This is a genomic window from Clostridium moutaii (assembly GCF_041205085.1).
GTDB lineage: Bacteria > Bacillota > Clostridia > Clostridiales > Clostridiaceae > Clostridium_B > Clostridium_B moutaii.
The window spans coordinates 18,991-40,423 of sequence record NZ_JBGEWD010000013.1 but is presented as its reverse complement, the minus strand read 5'-3'; the positions used below and the strand labels follow the sequence as shown (position 1 = coordinate 40,423).

Here is a 21,433-nt window from a genome sequence, read left to right as displayed (position 1 = left end):
TTTACATACTTATATTGTATTTTTTAATTTTATTATATAAGGTATTTCTTCTTATTCCAAGGGCATCTGCTGAATGAGTAATATTTCCTTTAAATCTTCTAAGTACCTTTGCCAGATGCAATTTTTCTATATAATCCAATTTTAAACATTCATCATTAATGTCTAAGATTATTTTATCATCACATTCTTCTTCGCCAAAATAATTTGCAGGTATACCCCCTGAATTTACAATGAGCTCCACAACATTTTTCAATTCTCTTATATTTCCTGGCCAATCATATTTTATCATCTTTCTCAAATACTCTTCAGATATAATAAAATCCTTTTTGCCCAATTTTTTTGATATACTGCTCATAAAATGTTTTACAAGCAATATTATATCGGATTTTCTTTCCCTTAAAGGCGGCAAATAGATGGGTAATACATTAAGCCTATAATATAAGTCCTTCCTAAATCTTCCTAATTCCACTTCTTTTTTTAGATCCTTGTTGGTAACAGCTATAATCCTCACATCTATGGGGATAGACCTGGAGCTTCCTATTTTTGTTATCACTCCTTCTTGAACCACTCTTAAAAGTTTTGTCTGCATATCAAGAGGCATTTCTCCAATTTCATCCAGCATTATAGTGCCACCATCAGCCAATTCAAATTTACCAGGATTTCCTCCTTTTTTTGCACCTGTAAATGACCCCTCTTCATATCCAAAAAGTTCAGATTCCATAAGCTGCTCAGGAATAGCTCCACAATTTAAGGCTATAAAAGGTCCTTCTGATCTACTGCTGTAATTATGAATGGACTGTGCAAATAATTCTTTTCCTGTACCGCTTTCACCTATTATAAGAATAGTAGACTTACTACCTGAAATTTTCTTTGAATATTCTATAACTTTTATAAAATTTTCATCTTCCCCAAGTATCTTGTCGAAGGTATAATATGCCTGATCATTATTTTTCCTTTTTATATCTTTTATACCTTCAAACACATATATTATTTCAATAGCATTTTTTTCAGAATTATAAATTGGATTGGCCGTTAAATGGCATCGGACTCTATTTTTTGAGACATGTATATTCACTTCCTCTGAAACACTTTTTCCCAAGTATATATCCTTTTTCACATTTATCCAATTTTCTATAATGTCCTTCATTCCCGATACTTTTACCCTATTGTTACCCAATATACTTAAAGCTTTTTCATTGCAGATTTCTATTTTTCCATCTGCATCAGAAGTGATTATAGGCATTGGAATAAAATTAAATACGGTTTTTTTATATTTATTATTTATATTGTTTATTATCTCATATTCTTTTATCTTTAACATTTCTTCTACAGCATTAGAAGCAGCAATAACCATTCCCAGTGTGTGCGAATGTACGCTTTCAATATATCCTGTGAGATCAAGAACAGCTATAAGATTGCCATATCTATCTCTTATAGGTGCAGCGGAACATGTCCACTTATGATATTCATAAATAAAATGTTGATTTCCAGAAATCTGAATTGGTTTATTATTTTTAATTACCATGCTCATTGCATTAGTTCCTATATTCTCCTCATTCATAAAAGCTCCAGGGATCATCTTCATAGAAAATGATTTTGAGAGTATTTTTTCATCACCTATGGCATTTAATATACAACCCTCTTTATCTGTAAGCAATATAAAAAAATTAGAGCCTCGTACAAAATTCATTAAATTTTCTATATAGGGTTCTGCAGTTAATATCAAATTTCTATTAAAAGTAAATTTTTTTTGTAATTCCGTATCACAAATAATCTTTTTACTGAAAACCTGGTTTTTTTGAATTCCAAGTTTTTTACACCTTTCATGGGAACGCTGTAACTCTTTATCAGATTTACAATAAGTTTCTCTCATAACCTCCATAATATACCCCCTTCATATAATATAATAAAAGGTTTACAGCAACTTTTTAACCATATATATTCACTCACATATTCAAACAAAACTTCTCTTTAACCCAGATTCTTCTCTCACTATCCCAATACAGTTCATTTATACATGCATAATTTTGTTTTATTTTGAATATATCACAAAGTGGAATCGACAAAATACTTCCCAGTATTACCCTATTTACCCCTGCATGAGTAATAACCATTATATTGCCTGTACTGTTTTTTATGATATGCATTATTTGGGGCATAACCCTTTCTTGAAGCTGCCGGAAACTTTCTCCCCCTTCAGGTACAAAAGTATCTAAATTTTCTCCTCTTTTTCTAAATTCCTCAGGGGAAAATTTTTTTATATATCTGAAAGTTTTTCCATCCCATTCACCCATGTCTATTTCTCTGAACTCTTCCACTAATACTTTTTCCACATCTTTGCACTTTAAAATTATATCTGCTGTCTGCACACATCTCTTCAACGGGCTCAAATATACTTTTTCTATATGAACATCAGAAAAAAATTTTTTTAATTTCCTACATTGCAAAATTCCTTCTTCACAAAGTGGTAAATCAATATTTCCTATATAACACTTTTCATTTCCCATATCTATCTTACCATGTCTTACCAGATAAATTTTTCTATAGGTACTCAATTTTCTTTCCCACTGCATTTTCCACTTTGTTCATTATTTTTTCTGCATCCCGCAATCTCTTTTTTATTTTTCTTTGAGCCTCTAAGTTATTATTGTATTTTAAAAATGATCTGTCAAATCTCTCTTTAAGTAAAACACATCTATCTTCTTCTACAAGTTTATCTGACAGATATAATATTTCATTTTCATTTATTTCATCATTTTCATTCACTTCTATATCCATATGAGTACCTATTAAATTTCCAACATGTTCATATCCAAGTTCTTTCAATATATTTGCTCCAACCTTTGCATGGCTTTTTGACTCCCTGGATATATCATGCAACAGTGCTGCTGCTTCCAAAATATCTTCATTAAAATTATAGCCCTTTTTATTTAGTTCTTTTAAGATATAAATACACACCTGGGATACCTCTTCACAATGCTTTATTATACCATCAGATACGTTATAATCATTTAAAATACAGTAACACTCTTCTTTATTTGGAGCCTTAGAATTAAAATATTTTAAAAGCCCAAAATAATCTTCTTTAGTATCCATATCCATTACAGATCCTTTATCAAATACGGGAATATAAATTGAATCATCCTCAAATCTGCTCAATAATCCCCTTAACCCTCCGTCACCATTCCAATTTTCTATTTCATTTTTATATTTACAATCTATTAAAGGCGGATGTCCTCTTTTACCCATAAAGGTAGGATAAAAAATTCCCTTATTACATGTTGTATATTTACTTTTAAGCAGTCTTAAAGTATTGGCCTTAACAAGAGGAATATCTACTGGAAGTATAAAAAACGCTCTTACTCTGCTGTCTAAAGTTTTTACAGCTTCTACTATGGAGGAATACATACCTTGAGAATAATATCTATTTTCTATACACTGAACTGTAAAATTTTTCAGGACTTTTCTCACTTCACTTCCCCTGTATCCTGTCACAACTATAACATTATGAATCCCTGAAGCTATAAAGGTATTTACGGCCACTTCAATTGAAGTATATTCTCCGAATTTTAGAAGAGGTTTAAAATCACCCATCCTGGATGAATATCCAGCTGAAAGAATTATTCCAGCAAAATCATCACAACTCATTTTAAACTTCTCTTCTAACTTTAATCATTTCAGCTGTAATGCTTATAGCTATTTCTTCAGGGGTTTGGGCTCCTATTGAAATTCCTATAGGGCAATGCACCCTCTTTATGTCCTCTGTAGTATACCCTTCATCCATAAGTTTTTTATAAACAAAATCCCTTTTAGTTTTACTGCCTATCATACCTATATATTTTGCATCAGTTTTTAAAACCTGTGCCAGTACTTCTTTGTCATAAGCATGTCCTCTTGTAACTATTATAACATAACTTCCACTATCTATTTTCACATAATCAAGTATATTTTCAAAAGATTCAATAACTTTGACCTCATCTGCAGTTTTAAAATTTTCCCTGTTGGCAAATTTTTCTCTATCATCTAAAACCACAGTTTTGAATTCAAGTATTTTTGTAATGATCGCAATTTTTTGAGATACATGTCCAGCCCCCATTATATAAACACTTTCATTATTTAAAACAGGCTCTAAAAGGTAAACCTTATTATCCTCTCTAATATTCTGGAAGTGTATGTTTTTAAAATTCTCTCTCACTTTTCCAAGTATTTTTTGTGCCATATCACTTTCTTTCCCATAGAAGCCTGTTTCAGTACAAATCCATTTATCCACTCCACCTACGTAATTTTCTTTTTCACTCAATTTAGTTATAAGTACAAAATTATCTCCTTTACTTTTTAATTTAAAGGCCTGACTATATATGGAATTCATAAATTTGTCATCAGGATTTATATATTCTAAAAGAAGCTTTAAAGCACCTCCACAGGCAGCTCCAATAGAAGAAGCACCTTCATTTGAAAGTGTAAATTTCCTAATAATAAATTTCTTATTATTAAATATATCAGCTGATAATTTTATGGCCATAGCTTCGAATATACCTCCACCAATAGTACCTTCGATAGAAAGATCCCTTTTAATAATCATTTTTGTACCCTGCTCCCTAGGAGCTGAACCTGATTTTTCCAAAATAGTTGCAAGTACAAAATCCTCATTTCTACATACCAAATCATTTATTGCCTCATATATATCCTTCACTTTAAAACCTTCTTTCTACAATCATATATTTTTCTCTTTAACATGCTATTTTTTATCTCAATATTTTTTTTCAAATAATAGACCATAATTTTATCTGGAATTATAGTTTGAACCGCGTCAGCCACAATGTTCCTTAATCTATAGAAATCTTCTACAGTAAGAGTATTTATTCCTATTGTTGTTTTATCTTCATATATACTGATCTTATAATCCATAACTTTTTCAAAAGATAAAATAACTTCATCTAAATCCTTCATGTGAATAAATTTATTGCCATTAAACCTTATTATATTATCTTCTCTCCCAGTAACTCTGTCCATAGTTTGTAAAAAAGTACCACATTTACAATTTTCTTTTTTAAAAGAAGCTATATCACCTGTAGCATACCTTATAAGCGGCATTCCCTCCCTGGTAAGAGTAGTAAAAACAACTTCCCCCTGTTTTCCAGGCTTTAAAGCTTTTTTTGAAACAGGATCTATTATTTCAAAATACAAATCCCCTTCTCTTAAATGATATCCATTTAAATTTTCGCATTCCACACCACCTCCATAACCCATTTCAGTCATTCCATAATGTGTAAAGACCCTACAGTCAAATTTATCTGTAATTTCTTTTATTAAAACTTCCGGTACATAATCCGCACTTAGAAGTATGTTTTTTATATTATCTCCAAATATTTCCGGGTAAATTCTACTTAATTTTAAAATCTGTATGGGTATTCCAATAATACAGCTTATTGCCTTGTCTTTTATAAATTCTGCAGTATCTGCATAGTCTTTTATTACATCACCTATAAAACACTTTACTTCCAATACATCTAAAGCTGCTTTAAGTAGATGTCCTATACTGCCATAGGTGTTTCCTGGCATCAGTATCAGTACTTTATCATCTTCATCTACAACGGATTTCATACCAGAATAGAAGAAGTCAACAGTTAATTTTAGATCATTGTCTGTAAAATAGATCCTCTTTTCACTTCCACTTGTACCTGAAGTTCTAAGTGTAACTATCCTGGAAATGTACTTTTGCGGCACACAGAGAAAATCAATAGAATTGTGTTCTACATGCTGTGGAAGAGTAAAGGGAATATTCTCAAAATTTTCAAAGGAATTTATTTCATTCTCTGCTATACCCTTTAAATATTTTTTATAAAAAACGCTGTGTTTTTTTGCATAACATATAGTCTGCTTTATTTTATATAATTGATATGATTTTAACTCTTCTCTGCTCCTGCTTTTTATTCCTGTCTTGCTCATTATCCAGTTTTCAATGGGTGTACAATGCATTTTTGCCTCCTTACATCTAAAAAAATCAGATATTTCTGTATATATAATTTCCCCTTGCATCTGTCATATTGTAAATACAAAAGGGGACAAGTTTTCCCTCTGGGTTTACCACATGAATACAGCAATCTTTAAGTCTCTCCAGATCAATATTCCATATATCCTGAAAGGCCATGGCAGATATACTGAAAGAATAATTTTTTATGGTATAGAGTATATTTTGCCAAGTATCTGGTCTTTTTAGATGCAATCTTTCTTCATGACTATTTTTTTCTCTTGAGGACCAGTTTCTTGAAACAAATTTTATAGACTTTTTTGCACCTTCCTCTGCTTTTTCAACACCACAGCATCCATTAGAATTATTTGTAACACTTATAAGCTCATTCTTACTTTTTAAAATATAATTTCCATGAAAGGAGCACAGTGAATTTTCACAACCTGGTGGTTTCATACTGTTCACCTTTATTTTTCCTGATGTTTGTTTCTCTATACTGTCCATAACTTCAGGAAGAGTCATTCTATCTTCATCCTTAGGACTATGCGGTATTCTTCCAAAATAGCTTACAGGTTGAAAATGAACCCCTCGTACAACAGGCAGTTTTCCCACTGCAAATTTTATTATTTCTCCTATATTGTCCGTATTTATACCCGGTACTAAAGTTGGTACAAGCACTACTCCTATACCATATATGCTGCAATTTTCTACAGCTTTCATCTTCAGATTCAGAAGTTCCCTTCCCCTCAATCTTTTATATATATTGTCCCGGGTACCATCAAATTGTAGAAATATGGAATTAAGCCCCGATCTTTTAAGCTTTTTCACATACTGTTCATCTTCTGCTATACGTATTCCATTGGTATTTATCTGTATAAAGTCAAACCCAAGTTTTCTTCCCATATCTACCACCTGAGGCAAATCGTCTCTAATTGTAGGTTCTCCTCCTGAAAGTTGTATATTACATTTTCCGGAAGATTTTAATATTGATTCATACCAAAACTTGATCTGTTCTAAAGAAGGGTCCTTAGGGGTAAATATACTGGAAGAACTTGCAAAACAGAACTCGCAATTTAAATTACACCTTCCTGTAACTTCAATTAAAGCTGTACAAGTACGCTGCCTGTGACTGCTGCATAATCCGCAGTCAAAAGGACATCCTTTTTCAGTAAGTGTATTTGGATTTTTAATGTACATCCTTTTTTTATTTCTCACCCATCTGTCAATAGGTGTACTTCCCCTCCATAAAATGGTTTTAAATTTTCCATGTTCACCACAGTATTTCTCCATGTATACTTCATTGTCCTGCAATACTTTCACTGCACTTATTTTTTCTCTACAGATGGGACATAGACTTTCAGTTTCAGAAATCACTTTTATATTGTCCATATCAATCTCTATCTCCAAATTCATAATCATGCTCACTTAATATATGTCGAATCTTCATATACCCTTTTTGAAGTATCTCCCCGCATTTTACAGGATAACTTGTTTTTTCCCCAACATCTTTAATATTCTGAATGCCAACCAGCTCCTTACAATCAGTGCTTTTAAATTCATTTTCAAACCAGTTCATATATTCATCCATCATATCTGTAAAATCCTCTTTACAATCTTCCTGTTCATTTCCCTTTCCCGCATAAAGGCCTATAATACCTATACCTCCTGTAAGTACACCACAGGTTTTCTCCATAAAATTTATACCGTTGCACATTCCCCTAAAAGCTCTTACTAAATCTTCATTATCATTTTCTTCTTCCTGAAGAGCCATTTTAAGCATTATCTGTGTGCAGCAAAATCCTGATGAAGCAAGCTTATACACTTTAAATGCAGTATCATTATCCATTAAATTTTTCTCCTCTCTTTGCCATAAGAATAAAATAGCCTGGTTTGCATTTTCTCAGTACATTTTCAAATTCACATCCATCTATCGAACACCTTGTTGTCTTATTCCAAAAAACGCTCATGGATCCATGGGAAAATATTATTTTAACCATAAGTGACTTCAACATATCACTGCAGTCCTCTATGTGAAGTATTTTAAATCCATTGTCCATAAGAGATTTTTTTAAAGATTTCAAATCATGAAGTCCCCTCATACAGCTGTTGATTGGAAATCCATTCAACTCTTTTAAAAATTCAGATTTTTTGGCATAGACATCATTTATAACAAACCAGCCATCTTTTTTTAATACTCTGGACACTTCTTTTAAAACACAATTTAAATCATTCATAAGTGAAAGGGTGCATTCAGCAAATACCCCTTTAAATTTATTATCCTTAAAAGGTATTTTTTCACCTGTTCCATAAACCAAATCTATGCTCTTGTATTTATCCTTTCCCATCTTTATTAATTTTTTAGATGGATCCACTCCCACTGCTTTTATGCCATATTTTTCAGAAACATAATTCACTGTAGATCCCATGCCGCTTCCCAAATCAAGCAGTGTATCTTCCTGTGAAAATTTACAAAATTCCATTGCCTTATCTGTCAATTGAAATCCGCCTGGCCGCAGAGTTTCCCCCATAACATTTCTCATATACTCGCTCTCATATGCGTTGCAGCATTTCATCACTTATCCTCCAAACTCTTTTCAACTTCAAGCATTTCACCCATTGCAAGTTTTTCATCTATAATTACCATTTTACACTTTGGGCATTGCATTAGCTTCACCTCAAAATTTCCTCCGAGATAACGTACTGTTACCTTTCTAGGCTCTAGTTTTTCATTACATTTATCACAAATCCATGGAGTTTTTTCTGCTTTATTAATATTCATATTCACTCCTCCACTATTTCCATTCTATGCATATAAACCTTATCTACAAATAATCCATCATCAGTTTTTTCATATTCCACCCAGTGAGTTACATTGTCAATTCTAAGTCTGGCCAGATAATGAGAATTTTCAGGATTAAAGAATTTTTCATTGTTTTTTTCCGCATTATCAATAACCTTTTTTACATCTTCAATGAGAATAAACCTGTCTTCCATTTCCTCTTTCACAATTTCGGACAAAATGAGTTTAAAATTATATTCTCCGTTTAAATTACCCATATCTTCTCTCCACACATTTTTTAATAAGTTGGTTTTAACTTTTTCTCTATTCTCATGCCTTTTAGAAAGTGTAGGCATTTTTTTTAAAGAAATGCTTTTCAAATCATCCCCATAGATCAAATCCAGAATGTGATAGGTTTTCTTTCCGAAAGATACAAATAAATCCTTGCACATTGCACAATATACCAGGTAATCCCGATTTCCTTCTTTTATTCTATCTTTTATAAATTCATTTGACTGTTCTCTGTTTGAAAAATACACAAGTCCACCATAACCACAGCATTTTGTGCTTTCCTTTGAAAATTTAAGTTCTTCTATGGTATATCCAAGCTCACCTGCTATATTTCTTATACTTTTATGAACCTTTTCATTATATCTGGTAGTACAGGCATCATGTATATTTAATATATGATTTTCACCTGTAATCTTATTTTTAAGGGGCACACCATATGTGTTCATAATTTCCCATAGTGAGATTATCTCTATAAAAGGCATGTATTTTTCAAATATGCTGTAACAAGTTGAACAAGCCAAAATAAAAGTTGGCTTTCCCATATCATTCCATGTATTTTTCATTTTCTCTATAACCTTTTCCATCAAGTCCTGCCTTCCTGACCAATCTGCAGGAGCTCCACAACATCCTAAAACAAGTCCTACACCTTCTGTAATATTTGACATGAGGTACTCATAAGTTTTTTCAATATAATCAGGATGAGAAGCTGGAAGCTGACAACCTGGATAAAATGCATATTTTACATTTTCATATCCCGGCTGTTTTTTAGCCATTGAAAAATGGTTTCCATTGCTGAATTCCATATCCTTCAGTGCAAAGTCATGGGCCGATAGAGGCATTTTATTTCTCTCCACCATACTTTTTCTTGTTTCATTTATTACATCTTTCATATCAATTGATACAGGGCATACCCCTTTACACAATCCACAGAGAGTGCAGGAATTGATAACTTCATTTGCATAATGATTCCCTAAAACTATATCCTCATTATGTCTTATTTCCCTTAAATATTTTTTTGGAATCCTATTGTATTTTCTAAGGTGGCTGCACGCCTTTACACACTGTGTACAATGGCATTTCAAGCACCTTCTTGCTTCTTCTGACGCTTCTTCAGCACTGTATTTTTCACAGGTTTTTTTTACCTCTTCTTTGATTTCAATATCCTCTGTATTAAAATTAACTGGAGACACATAGGAACCTTCTCGTTCCCTTACAGCTGTCATGGATTTTTTCTGAACATATCTGTCAATAGATACAGCAGCTCTTTTTCCCGAGCTTACAGAATATATCACCGATTCATTTTTATTTAAAAGCCTTCCCCCGACGAATATGGGGGAATTCTCTATTTGAAAAGTTTCCTCATCAATTTTTAAATCCTCTTTCCATATACCTGTACCTAAATAAACAGCATCATACTCTTTAACTATAACATCTAATTCTTTTCTATGAATTTTCCTGTTCAATTTTATGTGTATATCCCTATCAGCGAATATATTTAACTCCTCCTGTATAATTTCCCCGGTAAGTTCCTTTCCCTGATAGGACCAAAATCTTCCTCCTATTTTCTCGGCGCTCTCATATATTGTAATGCTATAACCTTTTTTATCAAGGCTATCAGCCGCTGTCATACCACTTATTCCCCCACCTATCACTGCAATATTCTTACCATTTCTCGGCAGTTCAAGCCCTCTTTTATTTTTTGAAAACCCAAGTTCTGCAGTAATTCTTTCAAGTTCAGCTATATTTATAGAACCTCCCAGATCTTTTCTGACACATACATCCTCACAGGGGTGATCACATATTCTGCCTATTATTCTTGTAAAAGGCATTTTTCTTGCCATTATTTTATATGCTTTTTTAAAGTTTTCTTTTCCTATTTCATCCATAAGGCCCATTACATCCACATGAATAGGACAGCGTGCTGTGCAAGCTGGTGGTTCGTCTGTAATACATCTATCACTCATTTCCAATAGTTTACTTAAATCCATATAAAATGCCTCCCATTCAACTCAATAGCATTTATATAAGCTTCAGGGCAGTTTATATAAATGCAGTCAATTTAAATCATTACACATATATACTTACCCTGAAACCAAAAATTTATTTACCTTCCACCACTAGCAAATATAACAAATTCTAACTGTTAATTGCTTTTAATCCTGCTAAAACCTTTTCAGGTCTTGCTGGTAATTTAGTTATACGTACTCCACAGGCATCATAAATTGCATTTACAATTGCAGCATGTGGTGCTGAAAGCGGCATCTCACCTGCTCCAGATGCCCCATATGGGCCATTTGGTCTTTGAGTTTCTACATACTGTACTTTTATATCATCAGGTACATCTTTTATTTGAGGTATTCCACAACCTGTTAATGTAGTATGCTTTTTTAAATCTTCAAAATCCTCGCTTAAAGCTAGACCAATACCTTGAGCAAGTCCTCCATACATTTGTCCATCTACTACCAATCTATTTATTATAGTTCCTACATCAGATACCAGGTTCAACCCTTGTACCTTGGTTTTTCCTGTCTTAGTATCAACTTCTACTTCTACTACAAGGGTACCATACATATAACATGGGAATGGATTTCCCTGCCCTGTCTGTACATCAGGAGTGGTACAAGGTGCTGTCCATTTTCCATCATATCTAAGTGGCAGTTTTTCAGTTATCATTTCCTCATAAGTTCTATAAGTTCCATCTGGTTTTCTTAAAGCTTCCAATAGATTTTCACAGGCAACTTTTGTAGCATTTCCTGTGAGGACATTTGAACGGCTTCCTCCAGCAGGTCCACTATCTGGAGTTTTCTGCATATCATTCATAACTAATTTTATCTGTTCAGGTTTTATACCCAGTGGTTTTAAAACTTCATAACTAATTGTCAACGTTCCCATATCTGCACCCTGTCCATGATCCTCCCATGAATTACCTATGGCTACTCCCGTAGGTGTTATTTCAGCCCAAGCTGCAGATGTATCAGCACCATCAAGACCAGAACTGTATAAAAGTATAGCCATACCTGCGCCATATTTTTTATCTCCGCTATTTTTATTTTTATCTGCAGCTCTTTTCTTAGCTTCCTTATAAATTGGTCGCAATTTATCAAGCATAGTTGGCAGACAAATTACATCCGGCTTACAGCCAGTAGGTGTAGTTGAACCTTCTCTGTATACATTTTTATATCTGAGTTCAAGAGGATCCACTTTCATCTTAGCAGCTAGCTCATCTATCAATACCTCTGAAGAAAATAAACTCTGAGGCGATCCATAACCCCTAAATGCTGAACCCCAGGCATGATTTGTAAAAACTTCTCTTCCCGCTCCATTTATATTTGGGATATCATAGCCGGCTCCTATAAACTGTGAACCTCTTGTAGTAAGCAAATCTCCAAATTCACAATATGGTCCATGATCTACTGTCCAGTCTGATTCTAATGCCAGTAATTTTCCATCTTTATCCGCACCCATCTTAACATGCATGAAGAAAGGTGATCTTTTTCCCGTATAAGTTATTTGCTGATACATATTAAAACCTAAATATACAGGCCTCTTTGTTATCAGCGCAGCTACTCCTAATAAAGCTTCAATAGTCGGGCTAAATTTATATCCAAAAGTTCCTCCTGTAGGGTTCTGGACTATCTTTAATTTTTCAAGAGGAATTCCTATACCTTCTGCTACCATGGCAGCATGCGCATGTATACCTATGCTCTTTGAATGAACTATCAATTCTCCCGATTCATTTATATATGCAAAACCTACATCCGGCTCCAGTGGAAGGTGTGGCTGCCTGCCTACATAAAAATCATCTTCAACTACATAAGCTGCCTTTTTCATTATAGCTTTAGTATCCTTACCTTTATCTATGCCGGTTTCAAAGAACACATTAGGTGTTCCTGGGTGAATTTCAATAGCATCTTCAGCCATTGCAGCAGGTGCGCTCATATATGCCGGAAGTTCCTCAATTTCAACTTTGACTTTATCCACAGCTGCCTGTGCCTCAGATGGAGTATCTGCAAGTACCATGGCTATGGCATCTCCAAATTGAAAAATCTTTTTATCCGTAAGTATAGGTCTTTCCTTTCCATCACCTTTATTGTTCGGGAATGCCAATCCATTTATTCTATTAGTTCCCGGGACATCTTTATATGTTATAATCTTATAAACGCCAGGCATTTTCTCAGCTTCGGAAGTGTCTATTGACAATATATTCGCATGAGATACTTTAGCCTGTACAAGCTTTATATGAAGAGTATTTTCAGGTAGTTCCAAACCCAAATCAGCTCCAAATTCCCAATTTCCAGTTACTTTGGCCAAAGCTGAAGGACGAATGGCTTTAGTTCCTATAAGACTTTCTCCTTCTTTAAATTTAAACATTAAATCCTCTTTTTTTATTTCTCCTCTCATAAGTTTTGATGCATCCATAACTGCATCTACTAATGGTTTATATCCGGTACACCTGCATATATTTCTATGTTTTTGAAACCAATCTCTCACTTCTTCTCTAGTTGGATTTATATTTTCGTCAAGAAGAGCTTTTGTTGATATTATAAATCCAGGTGTGCAGAATCCGCATTGTGCTGCACCATTAACCATCCATGCTAATTGAATTGGATGAGGATTTTGCTCAGTTCCTATACCTTCAATAGTAGTGATTTTAGCTTCATCAGGTACTCTTTTCATTCTGACAATACAGGACCTTGTGACTTTTCCATCCATTATTACAGAACAGGCACCACATTCTCCTTTTCCACATCCCACTTTAGTACCAAGCAAATGCAATTGATTCCTTAATACATCCGCTAAAGTTATATCTGGAGTTGATATTACAGTTCTGGCAATTCCATTGACAAATAAAGTTTTTTTAAACATTTTGAAATTCCCCCTGGTTATTATTTATTATATAAACCCTATGTTTTTTATTGGGTTATATTTAACTAAAGCAATATACGTACCAAAGGACAAGTATTGATTTCACTGCATTTTCTTTTAAGTATTAATTTCATGTTCAATTTTTGAGCAATTTTTTAAGCAATTTTCTGTAATTTTTTCGAACAGTGGCTTATTTTAACGCAGTAAAAAACCACAAGATAACCTCATGTATGATATCTTGCGGCTTTTTATTCAATTAACTTCATTTAATACTTGGCTTACTTATCAGGACAAACTAAATCAAAAAAAGTTTTTCACTGCTTATACATATGTTCCAGGGCTGTTCTATATTTTTAACTTTTTCCCACATTTCCTTTGTTATTTCCCATCGTAAAGCCTTAGTCTTAACACAAGTCTTTTTTCCCACATTATCTAGATAAACTGCTACAGTAAAAGGGCTTTCATTTACATAGCTCACACGACATTTAAAAGTATTTTCCTCATGATAATTATTGCCCATAGTAATATAATGAGATCTAATACCTACATAAGAGGGCGAGCTCTTAATTTTTTTACTGCTCTTAAGGATACATCCCCAATCCAAAGCTTCTATAGTGTTTTCATCCAATATTTTAATTTTTGATATATTCTTGCATCCAGTGAGTTGCGCAGTTGCAAGAGTAGCGGGATTTTCAAATATGTAATCTCTATTGCCATAGTTTTCTACCATACCTTTATTTATTATTGCAATGTTCCTGCAAATACGGTATACCTCATCTCTGTTATGAGATACGAATACCGCGGATCCATTATAATCAGATAATATATGTACAAGCTTTTCCTCCATTTTACTCCTTAAATGGCTGTCTAGTGCCGAAAAAGGCTCATCTAAAAGTAGTATTTCAGGCTCTATAGCCAACGCCCTGGCAATAGCAACTCTCTGCTGCTGTCCCCCTGAAAGTTGGCTAGGAAATCTGTTTTCCAGACCATGAAGATGCATCATATTTATTTTTTCACAGACTATTTCATTTTTTTTATCCCGGGACATATCATCTAAAGCAAAACTTATATTTTGACTTACAGTCATATTTGGAAACAAGGCATAATTTTGAAATAAAAAACCAACTCTTCTTTTACGAACAGGTATGTTTATTTTTTTTTCAGAATCATATAGTATTTTTTCATTTAATATGATTTTACCACTCTGAGGTGTTTCCAATCCCGCAATACATTTTAGTGTCATACTTTTACCAGAACCTGATGCCCCAAGTAATCCTATTATATTATCTTCTGTATCAAATTGAATATTCAAACTAAATCCCGGTAAACTTTTTTTAATGTCAACATAAAGTCCCATTTTACTTTCTCCCAACACCATATATATTTTTTTGCTGATGATCATTCCAGTAATTCATTAAAAAAATCATAACTGTTGAAATCATAACAATAATTATAACCCATATAAGAGCATTTTCCATCTCCCCATTTTCAGCTGCAAAATAAATAGCTATAGGAATAGTCTGGGTTTTACCAGGTATATTTCCTGCTACCATAAGGGTAGCTCCAAATTCCCCAAGACATCTAGCAAAAGAAAGAACCGTTGCTGCACCTATACCCGGCCATGCCAGCGGCAGTGTAACTTTCCAAAATACCTTCCATTCAGATACTCCAAGAGTTCTAGCAGCATTTACAATGTTATTATCTATTTGTTCAAAAGCACCTTTAGTTGTCCTGTACATTAACGGAAATGCCACAATAGTTGCTGCTACAACTGTAGCTGGCCATGAAAAAATTAAAGTTTTTCCAAACCTCAATAGTATTTTACCTATAGGACCATTTCTCCCAAAGATGAGAAGTAAAAAAAAACCAACCACAGTTGGCGGGAGTACAAGAGGAAGTGTAAATACGGTATCTACAACACTTTTCAATTTTCCATTATAATTAGTCATCCAATAAGCAGCGATAATTCCTATAAAAAATGTTATAATGGTAGCTAAAAAAACTGTTTTTATAGAAATCCAAGCTGGTGAAATATCGAAGCCCACAACAAATTCCCCCTCCCTAAAATCAAGTAACTCTTAAGCACGGTGGAGTTTTCCCATAAAAAATACTTTCCCCCACAGAACCTTATAAGAATTTATCCAGTGGCGTAGCAGTGCTTATCATACCACAGAGGTGTTAGCAGTGCTAGCCATCAGATAAAATTAATCATCACTTATTTTCCTATTTTGAAACCATATTTTTCAAATACCGCCTTAGCTTTATCCCCTGATAAAAACTTAAGAAAATCTTTAGCTGCATCTACATTTTTGCTACTTTTAATTACAGCAGCAGGATAAACTACAGGATTATGAGAATCTTCCGGTGCTGTAGCTATAATGTTTACTTTCTTTGACACCAGTGCATCGGTTTTATAAACAATACCTGCATCTACATTTTTTGTTTCAACCCAAGTTAAAACTTCTTTTACATCCTTGCCGTAAACAGCTTTTGGCTGAACCTTGTCCATTAATTTTAAGTTTGTAAGTATCTCCTGAGAATATTGTCCTACAGGAACGCTCTTGGGTTCACCAAGTGCTATTTTTTGAGCTTTATCTGTTGCCAGATCATCAAAAGTTTTAATATTTGATGAATCCTTAGGTACTATAAGTACTACGTCATTTTGCAATAAATTTTTTGCGGTATCGTTTACAAGTAAATTTTTACTCTTTAATTCATCCATTTGTTTTGTTGCTGCGGACATGAATATATCAGCTGGTGCTCCCTGTTCAATCTGCTGCTGAAGTGTACCTGATGCTCCAAAATTATATGTAATAGCAATATTAGGATGTTCTTTAGTATACAATTGTTTGATTTCATTCATTGAATCCTTCAAACTTGCAGCAGCTGATACAGTTAAGGTAACAGCCTTTTCTTGTTTTGTCGACGAAGCATTTTTTTGATCATTGGAGCTTGTGCTGCTGGTGCTTCCACAGCCTGCTGCCAAAGATGTAACAAATAAAGCCAAAATAATGAATAACATTTTTTTAGATCTTCTCATATAATGTAATCCCTCCCCATTTGAATTATATTTTCACAATATAACATGACAGAACATGATATAAAACATATAATCAAATTCATTCATATTATGTTATATTATGTTATATATTATATAGTGAAAAAAATAATTAGTCAAGTTATTTAAAGAAGCCGCAGAGATTCTGTATTAAAATCCCATAATACTACTTTTATCGAATGTACAACTTTCTATAAAAGTAGTATTATTTATTTATCGATATTTAGCATTGCTAAACTAAAAATTACTCAATTAAATATTAAGAGGTGAACCTATTGGAAAACAAGGTAATTGAAAATCTAAAAAAAATTGTAGGAAATGATTGGGTTACAAATAAATTATCCCAAATGCAAAATTATTTAAATGATGAAACTGAATCTTTAATTCGACTTCACCCACCAGAAGATTGTGTTGTAGTTAAACCAAGTTCCCCTGAAGAAATATCCGACATATTAAAATATGCAAATGAATTTCTCATACCTGTAGTTCCAAGGGGAGGGGGAACTGGAGTATGTGGTGCAGCAGTACCTATAAAATCCAGTATAATCCTATCTTTGGAAAGATTGAATAATATAATTGAACTTGATGAAAAGAACCTGATGATTACAGTAGAGGCAGGAGCCACCTTGTCGGATCTATTGGAATCATTAAATAAACAGGATAAGCTATTTTTTCCCATACATCCTGGTGATGAAGGTGCACAAATAGGCGGGATGGTTATGGAGAATGCAGGAGGCACAAAGGCTGTAAAGCATGGAATCATGAGAAATCATGTTAAATCCCTTGAAGTGGTTCTTCCTACGGGAGAAATCGTCACTCTTGGCGGAAAACTTATAAAAAATAACATGGGTTATGATCTTCTTCATATGATGATTGGAAGTGAAGGAACTCTTGGTATTATTACAAAAGTAACTTTAAAGCTCTATGCAAAAAATGATTACACCGGAACACTTGTGGTGTCATTTAATACAAGGCGGGATGCCTGTGATTCAGTACCTAAAATACTGCAGGAGGGAATTACTCCTTTAGCTGTAGAATACATGGATAGACCTATTTCCCAAAAAGCTGCTGAACATTTAGGAACTACATGGCCTGCACATAAAGGATCCGTAGATTTAATGTTCATGCTTGATGGGAAAACTGAAGACGAACTATATTCTAGCAGTGAAAAAATTGTAGAAATATGCGAACATCACAATGCAGTTGACAGTATCATAGCAGAAACTTCAAAAGAACAAAAAAAGCTTTTGGACATAAGAAGCAATGCCTACACTCCCTTTAAAGAACATGTGGCAGATGGATTGGATATGGCTGTCCCACCCTCTTCAGTACCGGATTTTTTTGATGATATAACATTGCTGGCAGAAAGATATAGCACCACAATTCCGGCAGTAGGTCATATAGCAGACGGAAATATACATAATTTCATTATGAGTGATAATGGCAAATTGCCTTCTTATTATGAAGAATTCAAACAGGAAATGTATAAAATCGCACTAAAATATGGTGGAACAATAACAGCTGAACATGGCACCGGCAAGACCAGGAAAAAATATATGCCACTTCAATTTACTAAAAGAGAAATTGAGATTATGAAAAGCATAAAGAAAGCTTTTGATCCAAATGAAATCCTCAATCCAGGTACTATAATAGATTAAGACTGATCTCCAACTGAACCTTAGAAGAACTTATTCAAAGGCGTAGCAGTGCTTATCATCATCTACCTTAAAAAGCCATGAGTGTTAGCATTGCTGGCCTTTTTTGACATCTAATTATTATACAATGGTTTTTTCTATATTGTTTCCCTTATAAGTTATCCAGTCACTCCAGCTGCCGCTGTAAAGCCTGGCCTTTATTCCAATTTCATCTAATGCTAAAAAATTAAAGGTACCATCTATACCTGAGCCGCAATATACTATTACCTCTTTTTTACCATATGCATCCTTAAATCTTTCTTTTAAACAGGTCATATCTTTAATAGTATTATCCTCATTTAAATTTTCTTTCCAATAATAATTTACTGCTCCAGGTACATGCCCTGCTATTTTATCTATAGGCTCATTTTCTCCTCTATATCTTATAGGTGTCCTTGAATCTATTACCATCCATTCACTATTATATTTTACTCTATTTACATAATTCACATCCACTCTCATATCTTCATTTACATTTGATTTAAGGGCGCCTTTTTTAACGGGTTTTACTATATCTTTAGAAAGGCAATTTCCATCCTTTACCCATTTATCTATTCCACCGTCTAAAACATAATTAAACTTGTGACCCATATAATACCTGAGCATCCAACATAATCTTGCTGCGTCTGCAATTTTATAATCATCATAAGCCACCACTACAGTATTATCATCTATTCCTAGCTTCTCCGCAGTATTTTTAAATCCATCAGCTTTTGGAAGGGGATCCCTTCCTCCATGTTCTCCCGGTGTTGAAGATAGTTCAGTACTTAAGTTTACAAAGGCCGCTCTTTCTATATGTGCTCTTTCATAAGCATTTCTCCCATAACTCTTGTCCAATAAATCTCCCCTGCAATCTACAATTATTAAATTGTCATCCTTCAAATGTTCTTTAAGCCACTTAGTAGTAACAAAATTTTTCATTTAATCTCCTCCATACTATATGAATTTATCCTCATAACTTTACTGCAATTATATAATTAAGCAAATTATTTTTTATCTAAGTTTTTTTCTATTATCAACTTAACCATTAAAGGTAAGTTCTTTTTCTGATTTGTACTTAAAAGCTTTACATCAATGGGCTTATCAATAACCAATTTTACTCGTGCAGGTACAAGTTTTTTCCCATTATTATCTTCAAATATTTTATAACTGCCATCAATAGCTACTGGAACTATGGAAACACCAGATTTAACTGCAAGTTTAAAGCTGCCTCTTTTAAACTCAAGCATTTTATGACATCTACTTATAGTACCTTCAGGAAATACAACCATGGAGTATCCTTTTCTTAAATTATCTATACCTTTATCAATAGCTTTTACTGATTGCCTTATACTTTTCCTGTCCATAAATACACAATGAATTTCTTTCATACATTCCCTTATAACCGGTATTTTCAATAATTCTTTTTTTGCTATAAATCCTATAGGTTTATGGATATAAGCAAGCATTATAAATGGATCAAAATTCCCCTGATGATTTGAAACAAATAAATAGTTTTTATCTGTTAGGTTTTTATTTCCAGTTACATTAACTTCAACCCCAATTTTATCCAAAATATTTTTTGCCCATTTTGATACCAATTTTGATATAAGCTCATCTGATTCTTTTCCAGTAAAATTTTTATCAATAGCTTTAAACTTAAATTTTAAATAAAATGTATAAATCATATAAAATACAAAGTACAGATATAAAAACACAGTTTTCATTTTACTTTTTCTCACCAACCAATATTAATTATATTATATCATTTCCAGCTATAAAGTAATATTTAAATAAAACCTTTTAAAAAAAATAAAGGCAGACTTATTTTAACGTCTACCTTTACTTATAGCTTTCATTTTTCAAGAGATTTGGAGCCATGCTCCCTGCAATGCACCCATCCAGCATATTCCGGATCATTTTTATCTTTTTTTAATGCTTCTTTTTCATTTAAATATTTTCTAGCATTATATCCGTATATCTTTCTGTCAGCTCCTATAGGACAAACCTTTATACACACCCCACATGGATAGCAATATGCACTTTTAAGCTTAGCATGATATGCTGCACACTTTTTCTTATTCATGTCTGCTATAAAGTTTTCCGTAGTCTTAAATGAAGAGGTTGGACAACATTTTCTGCACATTTCACATTTAATGCATAAGTCTTTTTCTAAAACTGGATCTCCTGGAATCACAGCATCTGTTAAAACGGAAACCAGTCTTACTCTTGGCCCAAATTCTTTAGTTATCAGAGTATGATTGTATCCAATTGTTCCAAGTCCTGCATATTTTCCAGCTAATACCTGAGAAAAAGCTGCTGCTGGTTTCTTCACAAGAACAGAAATATCTCCATAACAATCTCTTGGAAAAAAGAATCCTTGATTCCCCAATGTATTTAAGTAATTGGCAATTTTATATGCAGCTTCATCTAAAATTCTATTAGATGTATTATATAACTCGGAATAAACAACCGAAGGGGTTGTCTCAAGCATTGGCAAATATATTTGAGCACCCAACACAATAACCGTTTTTATACCTGGCCATATATTCTGGGGATAATATTCTGCATCAGTTTCCTTATATTTTTCCCATCTTTCCACAGGGGCAAATCCCACAATATTCATGCCTAATTTTTTTGCCCTACTTATAATATCAAGTTTCAACTTACAGTCTTCTTTTAAAATATTTGACATATTGGTCACCTCAAAAATTATGAATCAATTTATTTCAAAAAAGACTAAACTCTTTAAGATACAGTAAACACACCCTATTACCATACTTAAAAGTTTAGCC

General features: G+C 33.3%; 18 protein-coding genes. 1 reads left to right on the top strand and 17 read right to left on the bottom strand.

The window, feature by feature from the left end; genetic code table 11:
• Position 1 precedes the first annotated feature (1 nt).
• The 14 genes from AB8U03_RS13015 to modA form a co-directional block, all read right to left on the bottom strand.
• The gene (locus AB8U03_RS13015) at positions 2–1,873 is read right to left on the bottom strand and encodes a sigma-54-dependent Fis family transcriptional regulator (RefSeq protein WP_369705032.1); all 1,872 of its coding nucleotides are present in this window, start codon (positions 1,871–1,873) and stop codon (positions 2–4) included.
• Between the two features lie 73 nt (positions 1,874–1,946).
• Complete coding sequence (locus AB8U03_RS13010; RefSeq protein ID WP_369704985.1) at positions 1,947–2,573, bottom strand: histidine phosphatase family protein; 627 nt, start codon at positions 2,571–2,573, stop codon at positions 1,947–1,949.
• Positions 2,542–3,648 carry a DVU_1551 family NTP transferase gene (locus AB8U03_RS13005; protein ID WP_369704984.1) on the bottom strand — a complete coding sequence of 369 codons (1,107 nt, stop codon included), beginning with the start codon at positions 3,646–3,648 and terminating at the stop codon, positions 2,542–2,544. The genes AB8U03_RS13010 and AB8U03_RS13005 overlap by 32 nt, the downstream gene beginning before the upstream one ends.
• Position 3,649: 1 nt before the next feature.
• A complete protein-coding gene (locus AB8U03_RS13000; RefSeq protein WP_369704983.1) occupies positions 3,650–4,693 on the bottom strand; it encodes an XdhC family aldehyde oxidoreductase maturation factor in 1,044 nt (347 codons plus the stop codon).
• The gene (locus tag AB8U03_RS12995) at positions 4,690–5,979 is read right to left on the bottom strand and encodes a DVU_1553 family AMP-dependent CoA ligase (protein WP_369704982.1); all 1,290 of its coding nucleotides are present in this window, start codon (positions 5,977–5,979) and stop codon (positions 4,690–4,692) included. The genes AB8U03_RS13000 and AB8U03_RS12995 overlap by 4 nt, the downstream gene beginning before the upstream one ends.
• Positions 5,980–6,004: 25 nt before the next feature.
• Positions 6,005–7,360, bottom strand: a complete 1,356-nt coding sequence (gene trsS / locus AB8U03_RS12990; protein WP_369705031.1) for a radical SAM (seleno)protein TrsS — start codon at positions 7,358–7,360, stop codon at positions 6,005–6,007.
• Between the two features lies 1 nt (position 7,361).
• Positions 7,362–7,817, bottom strand: coding sequence for a DVU_1555 family C-GCAxxG-C-C protein (locus AB8U03_RS12985; protein WP_369704981.1), 456 nt, complete (start codon positions 7,815–7,817; stop codon positions 7,362–7,364).
• Positions 7,810–8,544: a DVU_1556 family methyltransferase gene (gene trsM / locus AB8U03_RS12980; protein WP_369704980.1), complete on the bottom strand. Its 735-nt coding sequence runs from the start codon at positions 8,542–8,544 to the stop codon at positions 7,810–7,812. Before trsM ends, AB8U03_RS12985 begins: the two co-directional genes overlap by 8 nt.
• A complete protein-coding gene (locus tag AB8U03_RS12975; protein ID WP_369704979.1) occupies positions 8,544–8,750 on the bottom strand; it encodes a DVU_1557 family redox protein in 207 nt (68 codons plus the stop codon). The genes trsM and AB8U03_RS12975 overlap by 1 nt, the downstream gene beginning before the upstream one ends.
• Before the next feature lie 2 nt (positions 8,751–8,752).
• Entirely contained in the window at positions 8,753–11,029 is a 2,277-nt protein-coding gene (locus AB8U03_RS12970) for a pyridine nucleotide-disulfide oxidoreductase/dicluster-binding protein (RefSeq protein WP_369704978.1), read from the bottom strand.
• A gap of 148 nt (positions 11,030–11,177) precedes the next feature.
• The gene (locus AB8U03_RS12965; protein ID WP_369704977.1) at positions 11,178–13,907 is read right to left on the bottom strand and encodes a molybdopterin-dependent aldehyde oxidoreductase; all 2,730 of its coding nucleotides are present in this window, start codon (positions 13,905–13,907) and stop codon (positions 11,178–11,180) included.
• Positions 13,908–14,202: 295 nt separating this feature from the next.
• On the bottom strand, positions 14,203–15,264 hold the full coding sequence (locus AB8U03_RS12960; RefSeq protein WP_369704976.1) for a sulfate/molybdate ABC transporter ATP-binding protein: 1,062 nt from the start codon (positions 15,262–15,264) through the stop codon (positions 14,203–14,205).
• A 1-nt stretch (position 15,265) separates the two neighbouring features.
• The gene (gene modB / locus AB8U03_RS12955; RefSeq protein WP_369704975.1) at positions 15,266–15,952 is read right to left on the bottom strand and encodes a molybdate ABC transporter permease subunit; all 687 of its coding nucleotides are present in this window, start codon (positions 15,950–15,952) and stop codon (positions 15,266–15,268) included.
• 170 nt (positions 15,953–16,122) lie between these two features.
• Complete coding sequence (gene modA / locus AB8U03_RS12950; protein ID WP_369704974.1) at positions 16,123–16,947, bottom strand: molybdate ABC transporter substrate-binding protein; 825 nt, start codon at positions 16,945–16,947, stop codon at positions 16,123–16,125.
• Between the two features lie 293 nt (positions 16,948–17,240).
• Between modA and AB8U03_RS12945 the strand changes: the two genes are divergently transcribed.
• A complete protein-coding gene (locus AB8U03_RS12945) occupies positions 17,241–18,623 on the top strand; it encodes an FAD-binding oxidoreductase (protein ID WP_369704973.1) in 1,383 nt (460 codons plus the stop codon).
• A 117-nt stretch (positions 18,624–18,740) separates the two neighbouring features.
• Here the strand turns inward: AB8U03_RS12945 and AB8U03_RS12940 are convergent, their stop codons facing one another.
• The 3 genes from AB8U03_RS12940 to AB8U03_RS12930 all read right to left on the bottom strand — a co-directional run bounded on the left by AB8U03_RS12940 (position 18,741) and on the right by AB8U03_RS12930 (position 21,333).
• Positions 18,741–19,580, bottom strand: a complete 840-nt coding sequence (locus AB8U03_RS12940) for a sulfurtransferase (RefSeq protein ID WP_369704972.1) — start codon at positions 19,578–19,580, stop codon at positions 18,741–18,743.
• Positions 19,581–19,645: 65 nt separating this feature from the next.
• Positions 19,646–20,326: a lysophospholipid acyltransferase family protein gene (locus AB8U03_RS12935; RefSeq protein WP_369704971.1), complete on the bottom strand. Its 681-nt coding sequence runs from the start codon at positions 20,324–20,326 to the stop codon at positions 19,646–19,648.
• 167 nt (positions 20,327–20,493) lie between these two features.
• Positions 20,494–21,333: an epoxyqueuosine reductase gene (locus AB8U03_RS12930; protein WP_369704970.1), complete on the bottom strand. Its 840-nt coding sequence runs from the start codon at positions 21,331–21,333 to the stop codon at positions 20,494–20,496.
• Between the last annotated feature and the right edge of the window lie 100 nt (positions 21,334–21,433).

Bases quoted from the DNA above. Each gene is read 5' to 3' on its own strand.
- AB8U03_RS13015 (WP_369705032.1), bottom strand. From the start codon at position 1,873: ATGAGAGAAACTTATTGTAAATCTGATAAAGAGTTACAGCGTTCCCAT.
- AB8U03_RS13010 (WP_369704985.1), bottom strand. From the start codon at position 2,573: ATGCAGTGGGAAAGAAAATTGAGTACCTATAGAAAAATTTATCTGGTA.
- AB8U03_RS13005 (WP_369704984.1), bottom strand. From the start codon at position 3,648: ATGAGTTGTGATGATTTTGCTGGAATAATTCTTTCAGCTGGATATTCA.
- AB8U03_RS12995 (WP_369704982.1), bottom strand. From the start codon at position 5,979: ATGCATTGTACACCCATTGAAAACTGGATAATGAGCAAGACAGGAATA.
- trsS (WP_369705031.1), bottom strand. From the start codon at position 7,360: ATGGACAATATAAAAGTGATTTCTGAAACTGAAAGTCTATGTCCCATC.
- AB8U03_RS12985 (WP_369704981.1), bottom strand. From the start codon at position 7,817: ATGGATAATGATACTGCATTTAAAGTGTATAAGCTTGCTTCATCAGGA.
- trsM (WP_369704980.1), bottom strand. From the start codon at position 8,544: ATGAAATGCTGCAACGCATATGAGAGCGAGTATATGAGAAATGTTATG.
- AB8U03_RS12975 (WP_369704979.1), bottom strand. From the start codon at position 8,750: ATGAATATTAATAAAGCAGAAAAAACTCCATGGATTTGTGATAAATGT.
- AB8U03_RS12970 (WP_369704978.1), bottom strand. From the start codon at position 11,029: ATGGATTTAAGTAAACTATTGGAAATGAGTGATAGATGTATTACAGAC.
- AB8U03_RS12965 (WP_369704977.1), bottom strand. From the start codon at position 13,907: ATGTTTAAAAAAACTTTATTTGTCAATGGAATTGCCAGAACTGTAATA.
- AB8U03_RS12960 (WP_369704976.1), bottom strand. From the start codon at position 15,264: ATGGGACTTTATGTTGACATTAAAAAAAGTTTACCGGGATTTAGTTTG.
- modA (WP_369704974.1), bottom strand. From the start codon at position 16,947: ATGAGAAGATCTAAAAAAATGTTATTCATTATTTTGGCTTTATTTGTT.
- AB8U03_RS12940 (WP_369704972.1), bottom strand. From the start codon at position 19,580: ATGAAAAATTTTGTTACTACTAAGTGGCTTAAAGAACATTTGAAGGAT.
- AB8U03_RS12935 (WP_369704971.1), bottom strand. From the start codon at position 20,326: ATGATTTATACATTTTATTTAAAATTTAAGTTTAAAGCTATTGATAAA.
- AB8U03_RS12930 (WP_369704970.1), bottom strand. From the start codon at position 21,333: ATGTCAAATATTTTAAAAGAAGACTGTAAGTTGAAACTTGATATTATA.